This is a genomic window from Stenotrophomonas sp. GL_111, assembly GCF_057835245.1.
Genome location: NZ_CM174421.1, coordinates 506,097 through 526,563, shown reverse-complemented (window position 1 = coordinate 526,563; position 20,467 = coordinate 506,097). Strand labels below are relative to the sequence as shown.

Genomic DNA, 20,467 nt, shown 5'->3' with positions numbered 1-20,467 from the left:
TGGGGATCAGGGCTGCTTCATGCAATTGACCATCCACGGCTTGCCGTAGCGGTCGATCAGGAAACCCCAGCGGTGCGCCCAGAAGGTTTCGCCGATCGGCATCTTGATGTCGCCGCCCTCGGCCAGCGCCTTGAACACACGCTCGGCTTCCTCGACGGAGTCGACATCGATGTTGATCGTGGTGCTGTTCTCACCCGGGCCGGACGGGCTGTCGGCGGCCATCATCACCGCGCTGCCCACTTCCAGCTGGCTGTGCGCGACATGGTCCAGGGTTTCCGGCGGCATCTCGCCACAGCCTTCGGTGTTTTCCATCGGCGGCATGTCGCGGTACTTCAGCTCCGAAGTAACCTTGCCACCGAGGACCTGCGCGTAGAAGGCCATCGCCTCGTGGGTCTTGCCGTTGAAGTTGAGGAACGGGATCAGTTTCATGGGTCGTGCTCCAGGGGGGTGCTGCGGGTTGGGGGAATTCAGTCCGGACTGCCGATCTGCTCGCGCAGACGCTGTTCCTGCGCGCGTAATTCGGGGGTGAAGGTTTCGCCAAAATCGTCGATGCCGAAGATCGGCCGCAGCTCCACCACCACGCCCGGCCCGAACGGCGCGCGCTTGAGCCATTCGGTAGCCTCGTCCAGCGAGCGCACCTGCCACAGCCAGAAGCCTGCCACCAGCTCACGGGTTTCCGCGAACGGGCCATCGATCACCCGCGGGGTGGCATCGCCAAAGGCCACCCGACGGCCGCGCGAGGTGGGGTGCAGGCCCTCGCCGGCCAGCATGATCCCGGCCTGCACCAGCTGTTCGTTGTAGGCGCCCATGGCGCGGAATTCGGCCTCGGTCGGCATCTGGCCGGCCTCGGTGGATGCATCGGCCTTTACCAGTACGATCACTTTCATCAGGGTGTCCTCATCGGCAGCCCGTACGCCGGGCCCTTCACTACCTACGACGTGGCAGTGAAGCGGAAATCGACACGCCCGCAAAAATAAATTCCGATCGCGACAGCCTGCCACCGCGATCCGCCTGAACAGGCCCGTCGTGCGGCGCTGCAACACCGCTGCGGCCACGCCTGGGGCATCATTGAGCCCCCCTGTCCACGACCGGCCCGGCCATGCAATTCCTGCTGATCATCTATATCGACGAGGGCCTGCTGCAGACCCTGCCCGCAGAAGAATACGACCGCCTGATGCACGACTGCCTGCAGCATGCCGATGCCCTGCAGGCCGACGGCACCCTGGTACTGGCGCAGAAGCTGGAACCGGTGGCCAGCGCGCGCACCCTGCGCACGCGGCAGGGCCAGGCCCGGATCACCGATGGCCCGTTCGCGGAAACCCATGAACTGCTGGCCGGCTTCAACCTGATCAACGCCCGCGACCTCGACGAGGCCATGCGCATCGCGCACCAGTTCCCGTGGTCGCGGTTCGGCAGCATCGAAGTGCGCCCGCTGGCCGACATGGACGCCGAGCGCGAACGCGTCGGCGCCTGACCGATACGCCACGGCAACTTGAACCGCATCCAACCTACTGGCTGAAGAATCGCTGCGGTTCGGTCACTTCGCGGCGCGAACGGCACGGACAGCGATTCGATTGATGTTTTGCATCAGACCTCCGACGCGAGGCGGGTCATCATGACTCCCTCTTTGCCCAGGAGCAGATCCACCATGCGATTCCTGTTGACGGTACATGTCGACGAAGGGCGGCTGCGCGCTCTTCCCAACGAAGCGCAGCAACGGTTGCTGTCCGCCTCCCGGCAACATGCCGATGACCTGCAGGCCTGCGGCATCCTGCTGCTCTCGCACCCTCCGGGCCCGGTGACCGACACCGCCACCGTGCGCACCCATGACGGCCATACCCGGATCAGCCATGGTCCACTGGCACGCGATCATGCCTTGCGGACTGGCACGCTGCTGGTCGGCGTCAACGTCATTGATGCCTGCGACCACGCCGAAGCACTGCGCATCGCACAGGAGTTTCCCTGGGTCGACATTGGCAGCATCGAAGTACGCGCGCTGTCTGCCCAGGTGTACGGGCACTTCAGCGCAGGGTGATCTTCAACTCACGCGGCCCCACCGCCTCATTGCCGCTGAAATCGCGCGCACTGGCACGGATCACGTAGTCGCCAGCCGGCAATGCATCGGGCCGCCAGCGCCCGGTTTCCACCAGACCATCGCGTACCGTGTTGGTCACCAGGTAGCGGAAGCGCGTGACCGCACTGCCGTGCACGGTGATGCCGCTGTCCGGTGCATAGGCCACCCGGGTGGCACTGTTGCGGGGCGGCATGCGATTGAACACGATGTTGAAGCGCGGTTGTTCGTAGCCCGGCAACGCCTGGCCCTGCGCATCCAGGATCTGGTAGCCCACCTGGTACAGGCCCAGCCGGCGGCGCGGCAGGTTGTTGTCCACCTGGTCCCAGGCTTCCACCACGATCTGGATCCCCGGTCCGGTCCGCGCCAACGTGATGCGTCCGTCGGTACCGGCCGTGAGCGGCTGGTCGCGGTCGTCCAGCAGCCCGACGTCGGTGATCCGCGGTACCACGCTGTCGGCGTAGCCGGTGAACCCCAGCGCCACCGCGTTGCGCTCGAAACCACTCGCACCCACGCTCAGGTGCACATGTGCCATGCGGTTGATGCTGCCCAGCCGTTCGCCGGCCAGGAAGCGGCTGCCGCGCCGCACGCGCATCCGCTGCAGCTTGCCCTCCTCGTCCAGCAGCACCTGCCAGCGCGGGTCGAAGGGACGGTCGGCCGGATCGCGGCCCACCTTCATATGGATGTAGGCAAGCCTGTCCAAGGCCAGCCCCTCGCTTTGGCCACCCACCGACCAGGTCGCGGTCGGGCTGCTGATCTTGGCATCGGCGATCGCCAATACGGTCTGGCCGACATCACCGCGGATATCGAAACCACCGTGCAGGTGGTGGCGGCTCTCGCCCTTGAAGTCACCGCGCACTTCGCCCAGCGTGCCCACCACTTCGTGCCAGCCCTGCTGCGGCGCCAGCGGCCAGCGTCCTTCGGTACGCGGCAACGGTGCATCCGCGGCCGGGCCCACCAGCGCCGGGGCGGGCACGTCGCCCACCGCCAGCGGGCTTACCCGGTGCACGCGGTAGGCCGCGGCATCGGTCACGATCAAGGCGCCGTCAGCGTCCATCACCAGTCCGCTCGGCCGCGCCATCCGCGGCTGCGATTCGCCACCGAGCAGGGCGGTCTGGTGGCCCTGGGTGGACACCTGCACCAACCGCCCGCCGGTATCCCCCACGTACAGCACATCATCGTGGGTCACCGCCACCGACAACGGCCCGTTGATCAGGCCACCGTCGCCCACCTGGGTGCGCAGCATGCCGTCGGGCGACAGCCGCCGGATCGCGTTGTTGTACAGATCGGCAATCAACAGGTTGCCGTGGGTATCCAGCGCCAGCGCCACCGGCGTATCCAGCCGTGCCTCGGCACCGAAGCCATCCACGTTGCCCGGCCGCTCGCCACCGGCCAGCGTGCGCACCTGGCCGTCGGTCTCGATCACGCGGATGCGGTCGTTGTAGGTATCGGCCACGAATACCCGGCCACCGGTATCTACCGCCACCCCCATCGGTGCATCGAAGCGCGCCTGCGCGGCCGGGCCATCGTTGAAGCCGCGCAGCCCATCACCGGCCAGCGTGCTGACCGTGCCATCGCGGCCGATCCTGCGGATCACATGGTTGCCGGTATCGGCCACGTACACGCTGCCGGCTGCGTCCACCGCGATGCCTGACGGCGTGTTGAACTGCGCCTGCAGTGCCGGTCCATCGCGCCAGCCTTCGCCCTGCCCGGCCAGCGTATCCACGCGCCCGTCGGGATGTATCCGGCGGATGCGGTTGTTGTCACCGGCATCGGCGACGTACAGCACGCCTTGTGCATCGCGGGCCAAGGCATACGGATCGGCGAAGCGGGCGCTCGCGGGCGCGCCATCGGCAAAACCGCCGATGCCATCGCCAGCCACGGCGGCAATCTGCGCCTGCCAGGCCAGCGCGGTGGGCTGTGGACCGGGAGGTGCCTTCGGGCTTTCCGGCTCGCGCAGAAAACTCCATGCCAGCAGCCCTGCGGTCACCACCATTACGCCCATCGCCGCCCACGTCCTGCGCCCCATGCCTGCTCCTGCTGTCGAAGGGGATCGACGATACGGCTTCACCACGGTCCTGCAAACCCTCTTCGTTGTCGGCAGGGCTTGCGTGGTGGCGCGCAGCAGGGTCCAATCCCTGCACATTCCAGGGAAGGATCGCCCCATGTTGCGCAGCCGAGGCCACACCGCCGTGCTGTTGTTTGTGTTGGGCCTGGCCGGGAGCGTCCCGGCACACGCCAACACCGCCGCCCAGGTCGACCGCGAGGAGACTGCTTCGCAGGCCCTGCTCACCGCGTTGCAGACCGCTGCCGAACAGGCGCAGCAGGGCGATACCCTTGGCGCCCTGTTCGCGTTCGAGCGCCTGCTGCTCGACCCCGGCTTTTCCGCCTTGCCGCCAGAAGCGCGTACCGACGCCCATGTGCAGGCCAGCTGGACCGCCTTGAAGGTGAATCATGCCGACAGCGCACGGCGCTGGCTGGAGGCGGCCAAGCGTGAAACGCCCGACGACCCGCGCATGCGTTTCCTGCTCGGCGTCCTTGAAGCCGACAGTGGCGATGCCGCCAGCGGTGCCCGCAACATCACCCGGTCGCTGCAGCAGTCAGAGCAGTTCGTCGGCGACGTCCGTGCGGGTCTGGCCGCGCAGCTGCTGCAGGCGCTGGAGGATCATCCCGCCGAACAGCTGGCGCTGCTGCAGATTTTATTTGATCGGCAATGGAAACCCGAGGGCATCGAGCCGGCCTACCGCTGGCGCGAACTGGCCGTGTTGCAGGCCGAGGTTGGCCAGCCTGCGCTGATTCCGGCAACGCTGGCGCGCATCGATACGCCGATGGAACTGATCGCCCTGCGCAGCGACAAGCGCTTTGATGCCTACATCGACCGCAGCAGTGAACGCTTCGACCCGGTGAAAGCCGCCCGCCGGCAGGTCGACGCTGCCAGAGTGCAGTCGCTGCTGGCCACCGACGCCCTGCAGGCAATGGCCCAGCTCGCCGACGCGATGCTGGAGGTCGGCGACAACGAAGAAGTACTCGCGCTGACCGATGCTGCCGCCAGCCGCGCAAACGATGCCGATACCCCGCGCCGCTTTGAAGGCTCCGAGCACGTCGCCTGGCTGCTGAACATCCGCGCCATCGCCCAGCGCCGGATGGGCCGGATGGACGCTGCGCTGACGACATTGGAACTGGCCACACGCTTCAACGAAATGGGCATGGACAACGTCAGCCAGCGGCTCAACCTGGGCAACTGGTACCGCGCCCTGCAGCAGCCTGACAAAGCGCTGGCCACGGTCGATTTCACCACCGAGCTGAGCCCGTTCGGCGAGAACGTGCGGCAGTGGGTGCGCTTCCTCGCCTACCGCCAGCTCGACGATGCACCCCAGGCCGATCGCGCGCGCCGCCAGCTGCAGGCGATGGAAGCCGTGTCGCGGGAGAACTGGATCGAGGCCCTGCTCGAGGACAACCAGCTCGATCTGGCCGCCGAGCGCCTGATCGCACGCCTGCAGTCGCCCTATGCGCGCAGCGAAGCGCTGCTGGTGCTGCAGCAGCGCAGTGCGCCGCCGTCGCTGCCCGGCGACGTCATCCGCGACCAGCGCTGGCTCGCGCTGACCCAGCGACGTGATGTGCAGGCGGCCTTGAAGCAGGTCGGGCGCAGCGAGCGCTATCCGGTGTTCGGCGAGGATTCCGCGCGCTGAGCCACGCCCCGGCGGCTACTTCGCTGGGGTCTCCAGCTTGAACCCCATCGCCTCGCGGTAGCGCTGGTACAGCGCGCTGACCTTTTCCACATAAGCCAGCGTTTCGGCATACGGGGGCACGCCCTTGTAGCGGGCCACCGCGCCGATCCCGGCGTTGTAGGCCGCTGCGGCCAGGGTCCGGTCGCCCTTGTAGCGGCGCAGCAGCGACTGCATGTAACGCGCACCGCCATTGATCGACTGCTCGGCCGACAACGGGTCGGCCACCCCGTACTCGGTGGCGGTATCGGGCATCAGCTGCATCACGCCCTGTGCGCCCTTGGGCGACACCGCACCGGCATCGAAGCCACTCTCCGCATGCGCGATCGCCCGCAACCAGGCATCGTCCACCCCGGTGGCGCGCGCGGCGGCCTTGAACTGTTTGGCATGCCGGTTCAACTGCGGCACCCCGACCTTGCCCAGGCCCTCGTGCGCCGGCTCACCCGGCGGCGTGGCCATGGTGAACTTCAGGAACACCCGGGAGCCGGGCAGGTTGCGCGTGGAATACACCAGCGCACCGTCCTGCTCGCGTTCGTACAGGGTGCCACTGAAGATACCCATGTTGCCCCACAGGTTCGGGGTCTGTACCACGTTGTCATCGAGCTGCTGCGCGGTGCATTTCGAGCCCGGCTCCGGCGCGGTGGCCAGGCTGACCGTGTTGTTCTGCACGCAGCGGTACACCGTGCGCGCCGAAGCCACCCCGGGCAACAGCAACGACAACAGGGCCAGCACGGCGGGCAGGGTCGGTTTCATCGGCTCGGTTCGGGGCACGTCAGTCGTGCGGCGCGATCATCCGGCCGCGGCCGCGAACCGAAGGTGAACGCCCGCCGCGCCCTCCCCGTCTCCCCGGCCCTGACGGTTTCACCTTCCCGTCCCGTCCCCATCCCGACATTAGGACAATTCCGAAGCGGACTCGGTGGAATTCCTGTTCCATTCCCGGCCGCCAGATGGTCAGATAGCGCACCCGGCCAAGGACAGGCCCACCACAGCACCGAGGTCTGCTTGAACCGCACCAGGATCATCGCTGTCGCCGTGGTGTTCGCCTTGCTCGGTGCCTTCCTGCCGATCGCCAGCCTGGTGTATGTCACCTGGAGCCGGGCCACCGACGCCGAGCAGGCGCGCCTGCAGCTCACCGCCGAGCGCACCCTCCTGCGCGCGCACCGCGCCTACACTGCCGGCCTGCAGTCGCTGCGCCTGCTCAACCAGAGCAAGGCCGCGCCCTGTTCGCCCGAACACATCCAGCTGATGCGCGCGCTCACCCTGAGCACCCACTCGGCCGAGCAGGTCGGCTACTTCGCCGAAGGCCGCCTGCGCTGTACGTCCTGGGGAGTGCAGGAAACGTATGTCGCCGAGCCCGCGCCGGCACACGTCACCGCCGACGGCGCCGGCATCACCCTGGATGTGCATCCGGCCGCCGGCAACGGCACCGTCCCGCTGCTGGCCCTGCAGCTGGGCAACCACGACATCCTGATGGACCCGGAGCGTTTCGTGGATGTCATCACCGACCGCAACGTGCGGCTGGCGGTGGCCAGCCCCGACGGCCGGGTCATCGCCCAGCAACAGCTGCCCGACCAGCAGCTGCTGCTGCGCCTGCTGCGCGACCCGCACAGCGGCATGGACGACAACAGCCTGTTTGCCACCGCGCAGGACCAGGAATGGCTGGCCATCGCCACCGTGCCACGCACCCATCTGCTGGCCAGCTTCCACCAGCAGTTCTGGCAACTGTTGCCCCTGGGCGTGCTCGGTGCGGCCGGTGCCGTCGCGTTGGTGGTGTGGCTGTCGCGGCGGCGGCTGTCGCTGCGTGGTGAGCTGGCCACCGCCGTGCGGCGGCGCGAGTTCTTCATGCATTACCAGCCCATCATCGAACTGGACACCGGCATCTGCGTGGGGGCAGAGTCGCTGGTGCGCTGGTGCCGGCCCGACGGCAGCATGGTCCGGCCGGACCTGTTCATTCCGCTGGCCGAGGAAAACGGGCTGATCGAAGCCCTGACCGACCAGGTGATCGAGAACGTCATCAACGACATGCGCGAACTGCTGGTGCAGGACCGCAGCGCGCACATCGCCATCAATCTCTCCGCGGGCGATGTCAGCAGCGGGCGCGCGCTCAAGGTGCTGTCGGCCAAGCTGGTCGGCACCGGCATCCACCCGCAGCAGATCTGGCTGGAAGCCACCGAGCGCGGTTTCATCGATGTGCAGCGCGCGCGCACCGCACTGGCCATCGCCCGTCGTGCCGGCCATTGCGTGGCCATCGATGACTTCGGGGTCGGCTACTCCAGCCTTCAGTACCTGCAGCAGTTGCCGCTGGACGCCCTGAAGATCGACAAATCCTTCATCGATGCAATCGGCACCGACAGCGCCACCAGCCCGGTCACCTCGCACATCATCGACATGGCCAAGACGCTGGGCCTGTTCACCGTGGCCGAAGGCGTGGAGACCTCCGCGCAGCTGGCCTACCTGCAGGCACGCCAGGTCGAGTTCGGCCAGGGCTGGCTGTTCTCCAAGGCGCTGCCCGCGGCCGAATTCATGGCCTTCCACCTGCAGCGTCGCGAGCAGTACGGCAAGGCCCGCGAAGACATGCAGAACCCCAACAGCGCCATCCCCGACTGAGTCGTCATCGCGTTCACTCGCCCTCGCGATCCGCCAACGCCTTCACCCATGCCGGGACCGGTGGCTCGCCGGCATAGAAGCTGTCGGGCTTGTGCTCGGCCATGGCCCAGCGGTGGATCCAGCTGACCCCACCGGCACCGTTGTAGCCGTCGGCATGCGCGTAGGCCGGATCCTGCAGGGCCTGCGCCAGCCCGACGAAGCGGTAGCCACGGCGACGCGTCGCGGCGACCAGCTCTTCCACGCAGGCCGCGTTGAGCGCGTTGGCATGGATCAGCCACACCTGCGCCGGCAGCCGCCCAAGCAACTGCTGCGACTGCTGCTCGAAGTAGTCCAGCTTGTTGAGCATGTAGGGCACGTAGCCGCGTCGGAGTTGTCGCAGCAGCGCCTCTCGCCGCACCGGATCGTGTTCAACGGTGCGTACCTGGTCATAGGCGAATGCCCAGACCCAGTCGCTGTTGTCGATGGTGACCGGCGCGATGCGGTAGCCATGCGCCTCCAGGAAACGGGCCAGCACCGCACGCTGCTGCGGGTCCTGCCCGGCGCGCAGGTAGGGGTGGCGGAACCAGTGCGGTTGCTGGCCGCGCTCGGCCAGCAACGGGCGCAGCGTGCGTTCTCCATCAAGAATGTCCTGCTGATACGCCGCCATGCCCACCGCATGCAGATCGACATGGCCGCGGGTGTGGTTGCCGAGCTCGAAACCGGCATCCAGCCAGTCGCGCAGCATCTGCACCCGCACCGGCTGCAGCTGTCCATCCTGTTCCAGCTTGGCTTCGTTGACGAATCCCACCACCGGCACGTGCGCCGCACGCAGGCCAGCCAGCAGCTGCGCGTAGCGCTCGGCCAGCTCGGGTTCCTCGCGCTGTTCCAGCCGCTGCCAGGGCAGGTCGTCCATGGTCAGCGCGATCCGCCGATCCGGTGCCGCCTGCACCAGCCCGGCCAGGCACACCAGACCCAGCCCCCACCACCGCCGCCTCGCATTGCGCACACCCGGCTCCCGCCGCTGTTCAAGGTCACAGCATAACGCCGGCCCCAACGCTGGCTTGCCGCCAACGGTCCGCGGCAACCCCCACGCCTCACTGCAGCGCAGGCTGCCATGCCCGCGGCCGCCCCATCACGACGGCGAGTGTCAGCACCAGCAGCACCAGCAACACGCCCGGCAGCCAACGCTCGCCCACGGTTTCCAGCATCACCCCACCGACCACCCCGCCAATGGCGATCGCCAGGTTCCAGCCGGTCACCACGAACGACTGCGCGATATCCCCGGCCGGCCCGGCACGGCGCGCCACCGCCGTCTGAAACAGCGTTGGCACACCGCCGAAGGCGATGCCCCACACCACCGTGCCCAGCACCAGCACCACGGTGGAATGCGGCCACACCGCGAAGGCCAGCGCGGCCAGCACGAAGCCGGCGGTGCTGGCGATCACCAGCTCATGCAGCCAGCGGTCCACCCACACCCCGGTGATCCAGATGCCCAGCAACGCTGATACCCCGAACACCAGCAGCAGGCGATCCAGCCAGGTCACCACGCCGGCCAAGGCGGCGAACGGTTCGATGTAGGTGTACAGCACGTTGTGCGCCAGCACGAACAGGAACATGGTCAACAGCGCGGCGCGCATGCCCGGCAGCCGCCACACCGCACCGAGTTTCTGCCGCGCGCCGTGCCCGGGTGCGGGCAGTGCCGGCAACACCAGCCGCGCCCACACCAGCAGGCCCACGCTGAGCAGCGACATCAACGCGAACGCCCAGCGCCACCCGATCGTCTGCCCGAGCAGGGTCCCGGCCGGAATCCCCAACGACAACGCCAGTGGGGTTCCCACCATCGCCACGGCGATCGCGCGGCCCTGCAGGTGCGGGGCCACCATGCGGCTGGCATAGCCGGCCACCAGCGACCACAGCAGCCCGGCACTGATCCCGGCGATGAAGCGCGCCACCAGCATCACCGTGTAGTGGTGGGTCAGCGCGGTCAGGCTGTTCACCACCACGAAGCCGGCAATCGCGGCCAGCAGCAGCGGCCGCCGCGGCAGGCGCTGGGTCAGCGCGGTCATCGGCAACGCCGCCACCAATGAGCCCAGCGCGTAGATGGTCACCAGCTGCCCGATCAGCGCGCGGCTCACGCCCAGGTCCTGGCTCATCGGCGACAACAGCCCGGCCGGCAGCGCCTCGGTAAGGATGGTGATGAAACCGGCGCAGGCCAGCGCCAGCAGCCCGCCCAGCGGCAGCCGGGTCGTGGTGCCCGGCGCGATGGCGGTAACCGCGCCGCTCATGCGGACCGCTCCACGCGGTGGGTCGGTCGACGTGGGCCGTGGCAAGGTCGGGGCGGTAGGGCGGGTACGGTGAAAGACATGGGGGCGGTCCGCAGGAAAGGAGCGCCATCCTCGGCCGCTCGCCCACCGACAAAAAGCCAGGCGGCGCTCCGCACATTCAGGACCGCATGGTCCGCAATGCCTGCAGACCCCGGCCCAGCAAGGGATGCACCCCATGCGCACCGGCACTGCACCACAGCGTGCCATTGCAGGCATTCCCAGCCCGCACCATCGGGCTAGAGTGGCCGCTTCCCCCTGGAGGCAGCGATGTCGGCACTGGACAACCTGGGCAACCTGCAGACCTTCGTGCACGTCGCCGACACCCGCAGCTTCGTCGAAACCGGGCGCCTGCTCGGCATTTCCGCCTCGGCCACCGGCAAGAGCGTGGCCCGGCTGGAACAGGCCCTGAGCGTGCGCCTGTTCCATCGCAGTACCCGCAGCGTCACCCTCACCGCCGAGGGCGAGCGCTTCCTGCTGCGCTGCCGGCGCATCCTCGAAGAACTCGATGCCGGCCGCACCGAGCTGGCCCAGCAGGCCGCCGCGCCGTGTGGCGTGCTGCGGCTGGGTCTGCCATTGGTGGGCGATCTTTCGCTGCCGATCCTGTCCGAGTTCATGGCCACCTACCCCGGCATCCGCCTGGAGCTGGACTTCGATGACCGCCTGGTCGATGTCATCGAAGAAGGCTTCGACGCGGTGCTGCGGGTCGGCGAACCCAGCGACTCGCGGCTGAGCGCGCGCCGGCTCGGTGTATTCCCGCGCTACCTGGTCGCTTCGCCGGCCTATCTGGCCAGCTGCGGCACCCCGCGCACCCCGGCCGACCTGTTGCAGCACGACTGCCTGCACTACCGCTTCCCCAGCACCGGCAAGCTGGAACCGTGGCCGCTGCCGCGTGAACCGGGCAGCGCACCGATGGAACTGCCGGTGTCGATGGTCAGCAACACCATCGAAGCCCGCCTCGCCTTCGCCCTGGCCGGGCGCGGGATCGGCTACATCCCCGAGCACTCGGTGCGCGACGCGCTGGCCGATGGCCGCCTGGTGCGCGTGTTGCCCGAGCAGATCCACGCCTGCGGCACGTTTTATCTACTGTGGCCGTCCGGCCGCCACGTGCTGCCCAAGCTGCGGGTGTTCATCGATTTCGTCAGCGCCCGCCTGACCGGGGTCAGCTGCTGAGCAGCGCGCGTTCAGTGCCGTCCGGGCGTACGGATTTATACTGACCACGCGACAGCCAGTCGCCTGAGTAATGAGGTATGCCTACATGCGCCATTGATGCCTGCCGTCTGCTGACGGCCCTGACTGCTTCCCGCGCACGTGCGCGGAGGTATCCACGGCATCCCTGGAGGTCGCATGACCGCATTTTCGCTCACGCTCGATCGCGTGACCCACACCCTGCCCGACGGCCGAGTGCTGTTCCCTGACATTTCCGCACAGTTCGACACCACCCCGACCGGCCTGGTCGGGCGCAACGGTGTCGGCAAAAGCGTGCTCGCCCGTCTGCTCACCGGCGCGCTGTCCCCCACGGGTGGGCAGATCCAACGCCAGGGCCGCATCCACCTGCTCACCCAGCACAGCGGTGTACCGGCCGGCCGTATCGCCGATCTCGCCGGCGTCGGCCCGCTGCTGGACGCACTGGCCCGGGTCGAAAACGGCAGCGTTGACCCCGATGATTTCACCTGCATCGGCGAACGCTGGAACCTGCGCGAGCAGCTGCAGGCGCAGTGGCACCTGCTCGGCCTGCCTGCGCTGGATCCAGCGCAGCCTGCCGCCACCTTGAGCGGCGGCCAGGCGATGCAGGTCGCGGTGGCGGGTGCGCTGTTGTCCGATGCCGATGGCCTGATCCTCGATGAGCCCAGCAACCACCTCGATGCTACCCACCGTGCACGTCTGCTCGAAGCACTGGCTGGATGGCGTGGCGGCCTGATCGTGATCAGCCATGACCGCACGCTGCTGCAGCAGATGCAGCGCATCGTCGAACTCTCCCCTTCCGGGCTGCGCAGCTACGGCGGCAACTACGCGCTGTATGCACAGCAGAAGCAGGCCGAACGCGATGCTGCCGAACAGCTGTTGGCCCTGCGCAAGCGCGAGCGTCGCCAGCACCACAGCGAACTGCGCGAACAACGCGAACGCCTGGAGCACCGGCAGGCGCGTGCGCAGCACCATGCCCGCACCGCCAACCAGGCACCGATCCTGCTCGGTGGCATGAAGAACCGCAGCGAACACAGCATTGGCCGCTGGCAGGCGCAGCAGACCGAGCGCCAGGCCGACGCCGACGCCCGCGTGCGTGATGCCGCTTCCCATGTGGAGGCGGCGGAGGCCATCGTCATGCGGGTGCCCGGCCAACGCCAACACGGCCCACAGCGCGTCGCTGCGCTGACGGACGCCGTGCTGCCGTGGGTGTCGCCACCGTGGCAGCGCATCGACCTGATCGTGCAGCGCGGACAGCGCATTGGCGTGCGCGGGCGCAATGGCAGCGGCAAATCCACGCTGTTGCGGGTGCTGGCCGGCCAGCTTGCTGCGGTCTCGGGCCAGGTCGACGTCGCCGCCGGCGTGGCCCTGCTCGATCAATCACTGTCGACGCTGCCGGCCGAGGATTCGGCCGTGGCGCTGTTGCAGCGCGCGCATCCCACTGCCGATGTGGCCGACCTGCGTACCCGGCTGGCCCTGCTCGGGCTGGATGCCGAGCGCAGCCTGCGCCCGCTGGCCACGCTCAGCGGTGGCGAGCGGCTCAAGGCGGCGCTGGCGAGCCTGCTGTATGCGCAGACAGCCCCTCATCTGCTGTTGCTCGACGAGCCCGGCAACCACCTCGATCTGCCGTCGCTGGCCGCGTTGGAGCAGATGCTCAACCAGTACGATGGCAGCCTGCTCATCGTCTCGCATGATGATGCGTTGTTGGAGGCGGTGCAGCTGACCCATTGGCTGGATGCGGGTGAGGGCGGGTGGCGGTTGACGCCGGTGTAGGGGGCGTTGGCGGATTCACCGGATGTTTGGTCGTTGCTTTGGTGATGCGGGTGGTGACGGTGCTGCCACGCATGGCGTGGCACTACCGGGGGGCGATGCCGTGCGCGCGCGTCGGCGCTTCATTGCCTGGTGCGATCACGTACGTCCACGACGCCGTTCCATTACCCGACGCGATGACACGCATGCGCGCTGGCCGTCCTCTACCCGATGCGATGACCGGGTAGAGCGATGCCATGCATCACTGCTCTGCGCCTCATCGCGACCACGCCGGAAATACATCCGGCAACAACTGCCACAGCATCGGCCCCGCCCGCATCTCCACATCGTCCAGCAGGCAAGCGTCCAACTCGGCGCGCACGGCATGCTCATCCATCGCCACCCCGATCACCGCCAGTTCCTGGCGGCGATCGCCCCACCACGGGTGCCACATCCGGCGCATTGCCTGGTACTCCCCGGCATCGCCCACCTCATGTATTTCCGGCAGCGCTGCCGTCCAGCAGCCTGTCTGCTGACGAGCCCAACCGACATCGGTGAAAGGTACCTGCGCCGGCGGAAGCAGCGGCGTGGTGTCTTCGAGCCCCGCCTCGGCGCGCTCACGTGCGGCGTACCAGAAGCCTGCTGCCTGCGTGCGGGTAGCGGCGCCGACACTGGACAGTTCGCCCACCCAGTCCATGCGGTTGGCCAGCCAGAAGAAGCCCTTGCTGCGAATCACCGGCCCCAACCCATCCGCCAACAACTGAGCGAAGCGCTGCGGGTGGAACGGCCGGCGCGCCCGGTACACAAAGCTGGTGATGCCGTACTCCTCGGTTTCCGGCGTGTGCTCGCCACGCAGCGCCTGCATCCAGCCCGGTGACAGTTGCGCGCGCACGAAGTCGAACAGGCCGGTATCCAGCACTTCATACAGCGGCACATCACCGTGCTGCGACAGCACCAGGTGTGCATCGCGATTCATCGCGCGCAGTACCGCCATGGTTGACTGCAGCACGTCATCGTCGACCAGATCGCACTTGCTCACCACGATCACATTGGCGAACTCCACCTGCTCGGCCAACAGATCCACCACGCCGCGCACATCGTCCTCGCCGGCCTGCTGGCCACGGTCGATCAGGCGGTCGGTCGAGCTGAAATCGGCCAGGAACTGCTGGCCATCCACCACCGTCACCAGGGTGTCCAGCCGTGCGATGTCGTTGAGGCAGAACCCCTCCTCATCGCGTACCGAGAAGGTCGCGGCCACCGGCATGGGTTCGGCGATCCCGGTCGATTCGATCAGCAGATAGTCGTAGCGGCCTTCGCCGGCCAGCCGCTTCACCTCCTGCAGCAGGTCGTCGCGCAGGGTGCAGCAGATGCAGCCATTGCTGAACTCCACCAGCGTCTCCTCGGTGCGGCTCAACGCCGCACCGCCATCGCGCACCAGCTGCGCATCGATGTTGATCTCGCTCATGTCGTTGACGATCACCGCCACGCGCCGTCCCTCGCGGTTGCGTAGCAGCTGGTTGAGCAGGGTGGTCTTGCCCGCGCCCAGGAAACCGGACAGCACAGTGACCGGCAGGCGGGTGTCTTCGGAAGCAGCAATGGCGGTCATGGCGATGCGCAATCAGAGGCGGGATGAAATGTTACTATATAACATTGACCGATCAAGACCCTCCCCCATGAAGCCCTCCTCCAGCCTGCTCGACGCCGGCGCCATCACCTTGTCCACCTTGTGCCTGCTGCACTGCCTGGCGCTCCCGCTCTTGGCCGCTGCCCTGCCCCTGTTCGGGGTCTGGGCGCAGGCCGAATGGGTCCACATCGTGTTCGTCGGCATCGCCGCCCCCCTCACCGGCTTCGCGCTATGGCGTGCGCATCGGCAGCAGCCGCTGCCACCGGCCGCCCTGGTCGGTGCCGCCGCCGGCCTGACGCTGCTGCTGATGGGCGCCCTGGGCTGGTGGCCCGGCCACGGCGCCGAAACGCCCCTGACCGTTGCCGGCAGCCTGCTGCTGGCCAGCACCCATGTCTGGAATGCCTGGCGGCGCCATCGGCAATGCGTGGGGTAGAGCCGTCGCTGCGAGATTGAGGGCAGCGCTGACCGCCGATCTGGCGCGGCTCAGCGGTGCAGCAGCATCGCCCCGATAAACATCGCCAACGGCGTGGCACTGAGCACCGCGCCGACTACACCCAACCACGGCCAGCGCTCCTGGCGTACCCGTGAACCAACCGTAGCGATCAGCCCGATCACCGCCGCCGCCAGCACGCCAATCGCCGTGGCACCGGTAGTGCCCACACCCACGGTTGAACTGTCGGTAGCCAGCCGGATCAGATAGCCGGCCAGCCCGCCCAAGGGCAGCCCGAGGAAGCTGGCCAGCCCCAGCCAAGGCCCGCGCAGCACGGCGACCGGTCGCGGCGGCGATACGGTGTCGGTGTGCGTCGGCGATGGAATCAATGGCGTGTTCTGCTGCATGGCGAGCTCCCCGTTTCGCCTTCACCGTACACCATCGCCTCTCCTGCACAGCACACTGCCACCGCCTGCGTCACACTGCCGCAGTACCCGCTGCCAGGACCCGCCATGCGCGCACTGCCTTGCCTGCTGCTGTTGTCCCCGTTGCTACTGGGTGCCTGCCGCAACCAAAGCGAGGGCGCGGGCGTGTTCTCTTCCGATCCCCTGCTCGGTTGCTACGCCACCCATTCGCGCAAGCCTGCGGAGTTCCGGATCGAGCAACTGCGCGGGCAGTATTTCGTCTCCTTCAACCGCGACGACCAGTGGCAACGCGACCCCACCGCCCTGCAGGTGTCCTCGCGCGCCGACATCGCCCGCTACTTCAAGAACGATGCGGCCCAGATCGACAAAGCCCTGGTGCGCCCCAGCGGCGGCTTCGGCATCTTCCATTTCAACCCCGGCGCCACGCTGAAGGGCAAAGCCAAGGACAGCGACTTCATGGCACTGGTCCTGATCGGTGCCGGGCCGGTGTTCAAGGTCAACTGCGGCTAACGGCCGGGCTCCCCCTCCCCACTGCGGTGGATCGAACTGAACGGCCACGCCGCTGCGTCCCGTACATGCCCATGCTTCACCGGGTTCTCGTGCACGTACGCCACATGCCGCTGCAGGTCCTCGGCATCGATGATGCGGTGCTCGCGGAAGCCGTTGTGCCACAACGGGCGCAGGATGCTGCGGTCGCGTCGCAGCACCGCGCGTGGCGGCATGCCCGGCAGCTGCCGGTCGAAGATCGCCTGGATCTGGGTCCAGCGACGATGGCCGTCGTCATCGCCATCGGGCAGGGTCCACACACCATGGAGGTGATCGGGCAGCACCACGATTGCATTGATGCGGAAGGGCCGTGCCTGCTGCACCACGCGGAAGGCCAACCGCAGGCCGCGCGCCTGCTCCACCAGCAGCCGGCTATGGCCATCGCGAAGGTGTGCGCTGAAGAAGTACGCGGTGCCGGGCTGGCAGGGGTGCGGTTGCTGGGACATGGCCGCAGTGTGCGAATCCGCTGCATCCGTCGCCATCAGACAGGCATGCAGTACCGCGTCGGCTCACTACGGGTGGTGCTGTAGGCAACGCCCCTTCATCGTGCTGCGGCGGTGCATGCCTTTTCCGCCGCAGCGAGAATGTTGCCGGCCAGCATCGGATCTTCGCGTAGCTGCAAACGTGCCGCTGCCTTCGATGCAGGAGGCAGCACGCGCTGCACCGCCTGACTCACCGCAACCGACCAGTTGGGCGTGGGCGCAGCGTTCGGCGCATCCGGCTCGGCCGCCATCCACGGCAGCATCTGCAACCGCGGCGAGTGCGATGAAAACACCCGCGACGTGCCATCGCGATACTCAACCACCACCAGCATCGAAGGCACCACCTCCGTGGGTTCGGTGCGCGCGAGGTAGTACGCGTCCAACTGCGAATGCAATGCGCCGCCGCGCAACCGGGTCCGCAGCTGGCGATCGAATGCCTCGGCGGTGCACCCCCGCGCCTCCGCCTGCGGATCCAGCTTGGCCCGCTCGATCAACCCGGCGGGATGGAAGCGACGCGCCACCCGCTCCACGCCGCGCGCGCGCGACCACGCCGGAGCCGACATCGCCCACAGCAGCTCACTGACCCGCTGCGCCGGGACACGCTCGCTTGATACCGCTTCACCGGCCGCCGTCTGCAAGGAGGAACGCCGCACGAAGCTGCGCCGCCCGGAGCCGGGCACCAGGCGATGCACCTCCTCGGGCTGATGTCCGCCGAGAGACTGGTAGCGGATCTCGATGGACTGCACGTCCTGCACCGACACCGGGTGTGCCGTCTCCGAACGCCCGCTGCACGCCGTGGCCAGCCACGTGATCAGGGCCAGGCCAACACAGCGGACAGCAACAGGCAGGAGGGGGCGCATACACAGGTTCCAGGAGCGGCGGAGCGGGCCTGCCGAAGCCCCACTATACAACCGGCACCCGACCCCCTTGCTGGCATCGGAGGCCGCCTTCGCGCCATCTCAGGTACGATGCCCACCCCTTGGCTGCCCGTCGCCGCACTGCCCCGCAGTACCGGCGCCCCCACTCCCTTGCCCCATTACACCGGCCCCCTGCTGACCCGCCCGCTCGCCGAGGCGCTGACCCGTGCCCGCGATGCCGGCCATACCGAATGGACCGGCTCGCTCGATCTCGGCCGCACCACCGGCACCGCCACCCTGGGTGCCAGCCAATGGCACTGGAAGGGCCAGGCTTACGACTACCCGGGCAAGACCAAGGACCGCACCCTGTATTACTGGGATGGCGAGGAATTCCTGGCGGTCTCGCGCTTCGGCTCGGCCCTGATCAAGCTGGTGCCCACCGAATGGGACGCTCCCACCTTCGAGATCGACGGCATCAAGATGCTGCCCAGCGCCCAGGTCTCGCCGTATGAAGACGCGCGCCGCAAGGTCGCGCTGATCGCACCGGCCGGCAAGACCGTACTCGATACCTGTGGCGGACTGGGCTACTTCGCCGCCTGCTGCCTGGAAGGCGGGGTAGCCCGCATCCAGTCGTTCGAAAAGAACCCGGACGTGCTGTGGCTGCGCACCGTGAACCCGTGGTCGCCAGACCCGGAGGCAGCCAGCAGTGGCGGCCGGTTGTCGCTGACCCTCGCCGATGTTTCCCAGGCCATCGAAGCACTGGAAAGCAGCTCGATGGACGCCATCCTGCATGACCCGCCGCGCTTCGGCATTGCCGGGGAGCTGTACTCGCAGGTGTTCTACGACCAGCTGGCGCGGGTGATCCGCAAAGGCGGGCGCATGTTCCATTACACCGGCGCGCCGAACAAACTCACCAGTGGCCGCGATGTGCCACGTGAAGTGGCCAAGCGCCTGGAGAAGGCCGGGTTCAAGGCCGAGCTGGCGCTGGACGGGGTGTTGGCGATCAAGCGCTGAGGCGCCATAGTTCGGACACGCCCCGCGCGCGCGGGGCTGTCCTCGCAAGCCCTTGTTACCCGACGAACGGTGGGCTCCGTCTCACGCTGTGAGACGGCTCGACTTGATAGTTCCCCTCGTGCATTGATGCCGATGATGGGGGCTGTGACAAATGGAACATGTCGAGCCAAATACCCCTGCCCCCACGTGCACCTCCCCGCCGCCTGACGACGGGCAGTGCTGCGGCTTGGCCGTGGCGTTGTTGCTGCATGGGCTGGGATCGCACCCGGCCTTGCGGGCTGCGCTGCGTGCGGGTGCGGGGACGGCGCGCTGTGCGAACTGCATGGCGTGGCAGCAGGGGGAGCTGGCCCAGGTGGGGGCTGTGCAGGATCTGGGTTAGCGCTGAAAAGTACGAGCTCGGCTGAGATCGGCGGGGATGGACTTCTTCAGCCCATGCGACGCGAAGGATTGTCGTGTTGCTCAGCAAGCGAACGATCCTGCTGGCTGACGTCCTGAGTCGACGCACGCTGTTGCGCCTGATCAATCGCACCAGCGCGTTCTATCGATTGTTCAACGGGTGTCTGTGCGGCCAATACGGTGGGCATCGAAGCACGGACTTGAGCAGGATCGCTGCGCTCGCCTTGGACGATGAATATGCTCTGCGCAGCAGTTGCATCCGTTGTCATTTCACTCAACAGCACTTGGTCCACGCGACTGAGACCAATGTCCTTGGCCAGAACAAGCAGGCTGGCCGAGATGCGCTCGCTGGTAGCATCGAAGCTACGTCCATTCGCTGCATCGAGATCCCCTACCTTGCTACGGAGCTGATCGAGCATTGCCTTGTCTTTCTCGCCAAGATCCGGCAGCACTGCCGCGACGGCCTTGCTGGATGCGTCCGGGAACGGCTCACCATTCTCCGAGAGGTACCACTGCAAGAGCGTCCGACTCGGCATCTTGTTGTGGGTTTCCTTGTTGAGCGGGCTGTTCGGAAAGGGCGGGGCGATCCCTTCAATATCGCGCTTGTTGTCGAGCGGCTTGAGTGAACCTTCGTACTCCCGACTCTCATGTCCGAACACATTCCTGCGATGCAGGCCGGCATGGTTCAGTGCGCTCCAGGTGAAATCGATGCAGCTGTTGCTTGCACCGTTATAGTGCATATCGAACTTGTGTTCAGCCGGCGCGTTGCCGTACGAATTCAACTTTTCGTACTGCTCTTTGCTGATCTCGATCGTACGGGCGTAGTAGGGCGACTGGTAATGATCGACATCACCGTATGTCACATGGCCGGGCCCACGCACGCTACCTTCCTTTTTTGGAGAGAAACCAAAACTCTGATCGCTATTGCCATCTGATGTTTGGAAGTAGACATGACCAGCCGTGGAGGTCTTCTTCTCGGTGCTTCCGGGCGTCTGGGCCAATGGTGTTCCTGGTGCAGCAACATAGATCGTTACGGTGTACTTCCTGTCCATACAA

Annotated in this window: 20 protein-coding genes; 9 read left to right on the top strand and 11 right to left on the bottom strand. The window is 67.3% G+C overall.

Going from position 1 to position 20,467, the window contains the following annotated elements:
* Positions 1-6: 6 nt before the first annotated feature.
* Complete coding sequence (locus tag AC3IPM_RS02330) at positions 7-429, bottom strand: VOC family protein (RefSeq protein WP_489302321.1); 423 nt, start codon at positions 427-429, stop codon at positions 7-9.
* A 38-nt stretch (positions 430-467) separates the two neighbouring features.
* Complete coding sequence (locus AC3IPM_RS02325; RefSeq protein ID WP_489302320.1) at positions 468-887, bottom strand: YciI family protein; 420 nt, start codon at positions 885-887, stop codon at positions 468-470.
* A 212-nt stretch (positions 888-1,099) separates the two neighbouring features.
* On the opposite strand from AC3IPM_RS02325, the gene AC3IPM_RS02320 reads away from it, so the two are divergent.
* Positions 1,100-1,474: a YciI family protein gene (locus AC3IPM_RS02320; RefSeq protein ID WP_489302319.1), complete on the top strand. Its 375-nt coding sequence runs from the start codon at positions 1,100-1,102 to the stop codon at positions 1,472-1,474.
* A 174-nt stretch (positions 1,475-1,648) separates the two neighbouring features.
* The gene (locus AC3IPM_RS02315; protein ID WP_489302318.1) at positions 1,649-2,035 is read left to right on the top strand and encodes a YciI family protein; all 387 of its coding nucleotides are present in this window, start codon (positions 1,649-1,651) and stop codon (positions 2,033-2,035) included.
* Here AC3IPM_RS02315 and AC3IPM_RS02310 read toward each other — a convergent pair.
* Positions 2,022-4,100 carry an NHL repeat-containing protein gene (locus AC3IPM_RS02310; RefSeq protein ID WP_489302317.1) on the bottom strand — a complete coding sequence of 693 codons (2,079 nt, stop codon included), beginning with the start codon at positions 4,098-4,100 and terminating at the stop codon, positions 2,022-2,024. The genes AC3IPM_RS02315 and AC3IPM_RS02310 overlap by 14 nt on opposite strands.
* A gap of 136 nt (positions 4,101-4,236) precedes the next feature.
* Between AC3IPM_RS02310 and AC3IPM_RS02305 the strand changes: the two genes are divergently transcribed.
* Positions 4,237-5,760, top strand: coding sequence for a tetratricopeptide repeat protein (locus AC3IPM_RS02305; RefSeq protein ID WP_489302316.1), 1,524 nt, complete (start codon positions 4,237-4,239; stop codon positions 5,758-5,760).
* Between the two features lie 15 nt (positions 5,761-5,775).
* On the opposite strand, the gene AC3IPM_RS02300 is transcribed toward AC3IPM_RS02305, so the two are convergent.
* Entirely contained in the window at positions 5,776-6,549 is a 774-nt protein-coding gene (locus AC3IPM_RS02300; RefSeq protein ID WP_489302315.1) for a lytic transglycosylase domain-containing protein, read from the bottom strand.
* A 249-nt stretch (positions 6,550-6,798) separates the two neighbouring features.
* Here AC3IPM_RS02300 and AC3IPM_RS02295 point away from each other — a divergent pair, with 249 nt between their 5' ends.
* Positions 6,799-8,403 (top strand): EAL domain-containing protein, encoded by a 1,605-nt coding sequence (locus AC3IPM_RS02295; protein WP_489302314.1) that lies wholly within the window; start codon positions 6,799-6,801, stop codon positions 8,401-8,403.
* Positions 8,404-8,416: 13 nt separating this feature from the next.
* On the opposite strand, the gene AC3IPM_RS02290 is transcribed toward AC3IPM_RS02295, so the two are convergent.
* The gene (locus AC3IPM_RS02290; protein ID WP_489302313.1) at positions 8,417-9,388 is read right to left on the bottom strand and encodes a polysaccharide deacetylase family protein; all 972 of its coding nucleotides are present in this window, start codon (positions 9,386-9,388) and stop codon (positions 8,417-8,419) included.
* Positions 9,389-9,476: 88 nt separating this feature from the next.
* Positions 9,477-10,667, bottom strand: a complete 1,191-nt coding sequence (locus tag AC3IPM_RS02285; protein WP_489302312.1) for an MFS transporter — start codon at positions 10,665-10,667, stop codon at positions 9,477-9,479.
* 306 nt (positions 10,668-10,973) lie between these two features.
* Between AC3IPM_RS02285 and AC3IPM_RS02280 the strand changes: the two genes are divergently transcribed.
* The gene (locus AC3IPM_RS02280) at positions 10,974-11,876 is read left to right on the top strand and encodes a LysR family transcriptional regulator (protein WP_489302311.1); all 903 of its coding nucleotides are present in this window, start codon (positions 10,974-10,976) and stop codon (positions 11,874-11,876) included.
* A gap of 174 nt (positions 11,877-12,050) precedes the next feature.
* Positions 12,051-13,661, top strand: a complete 1,611-nt coding sequence (locus tag AC3IPM_RS02275) for an ABC-F family ATP-binding cassette domain-containing protein (RefSeq protein ID WP_489302310.1) — start codon at positions 12,051-12,053, stop codon at positions 13,659-13,661.
* A 253-nt stretch (positions 13,662-13,914) separates the two neighbouring features.
* Here the strand turns inward: AC3IPM_RS02275 and AC3IPM_RS02270 are convergent, their stop codons facing one another.
* Positions 13,915-15,243, bottom strand: a complete 1,329-nt coding sequence (locus tag AC3IPM_RS02270) for a GTP-binding protein (RefSeq protein WP_489302309.1) — start codon at positions 15,241-15,243, stop codon at positions 13,915-13,917.
* A gap of 67 nt (positions 15,244-15,310) precedes the next feature.
* Here AC3IPM_RS02270 and AC3IPM_RS02265 point away from each other — a divergent pair, with 67 nt between their 5' ends.
* Complete coding sequence (locus AC3IPM_RS02265; RefSeq protein WP_489302307.1) at positions 15,311-15,694, top strand: MerC domain-containing protein; 384 nt, start codon at positions 15,311-15,313, stop codon at positions 15,692-15,694.
* Between the two features lie 50 nt (positions 15,695-15,744).
* On the opposite strand, the gene AC3IPM_RS02260 is transcribed toward AC3IPM_RS02265, so the two are convergent.
* Positions 15,745-16,098, bottom strand: coding sequence for a hypothetical protein (locus tag AC3IPM_RS02260; protein ID WP_489302306.1), 354 nt, complete (start codon positions 16,096-16,098; stop codon positions 15,745-15,747).
* Between the two features lie 105 nt (positions 16,099-16,203).
* On the opposite strand from AC3IPM_RS02260, the gene AC3IPM_RS02255 reads away from it, so the two are divergent.
* On the top strand, positions 16,204-16,626 hold the full coding sequence (locus AC3IPM_RS02255) for a hypothetical protein (RefSeq protein WP_489302305.1): 423 nt from the start codon (positions 16,204-16,206) through the stop codon (positions 16,624-16,626).
* On the opposite strand, the gene AC3IPM_RS02250 is transcribed toward AC3IPM_RS02255, so the two are convergent.
* Both AC3IPM_RS02250 and AC3IPM_RS02245 read right to left on the bottom strand, forming a co-directional pair.
* The gene (locus AC3IPM_RS02250; RefSeq protein ID WP_489302304.1) at positions 16,623-17,108 is read right to left on the bottom strand and encodes an REP-associated tyrosine transposase; all 486 of its coding nucleotides are present in this window, start codon (positions 17,106-17,108) and stop codon (positions 16,623-16,625) included. The two genes, AC3IPM_RS02255 and AC3IPM_RS02250, sit on opposite strands and share 4 nt — an antisense overlap.
* A gap of 95 nt (positions 17,109-17,203) precedes the next feature.
* Positions 17,204-17,905: a hypothetical protein gene (locus tag AC3IPM_RS02245; RefSeq protein ID WP_489302303.1), complete on the bottom strand. Its 702-nt coding sequence runs from the start codon at positions 17,903-17,905 to the stop codon at positions 17,204-17,206.
* Positions 17,906-18,112: 207 nt separating this feature from the next.
* Between AC3IPM_RS02245 and AC3IPM_RS02240 the strand changes: the two genes are divergently transcribed.
* The gene (locus AC3IPM_RS02240; RefSeq protein WP_489302302.1) at positions 18,113-19,015 is read left to right on the top strand and encodes a class I SAM-dependent methyltransferase; all 903 of its coding nucleotides are present in this window, start codon (positions 18,113-18,115) and stop codon (positions 19,013-19,015) included.
* Positions 19,016-19,440: 425 nt separating this feature from the next.
* Here the strand turns inward: AC3IPM_RS02240 and AC3IPM_RS02235 are convergent, their stop codons facing one another.
* Positions 19,441-20,463, bottom strand: coding sequence for an XVIPCD domain-containing protein (locus tag AC3IPM_RS02235; protein WP_489302300.1), 1,023 nt, complete (start codon positions 20,461-20,463; stop codon positions 19,441-19,443).
* Between the last annotated feature and the right edge of the window lie 4 nt (positions 20,464-20,467).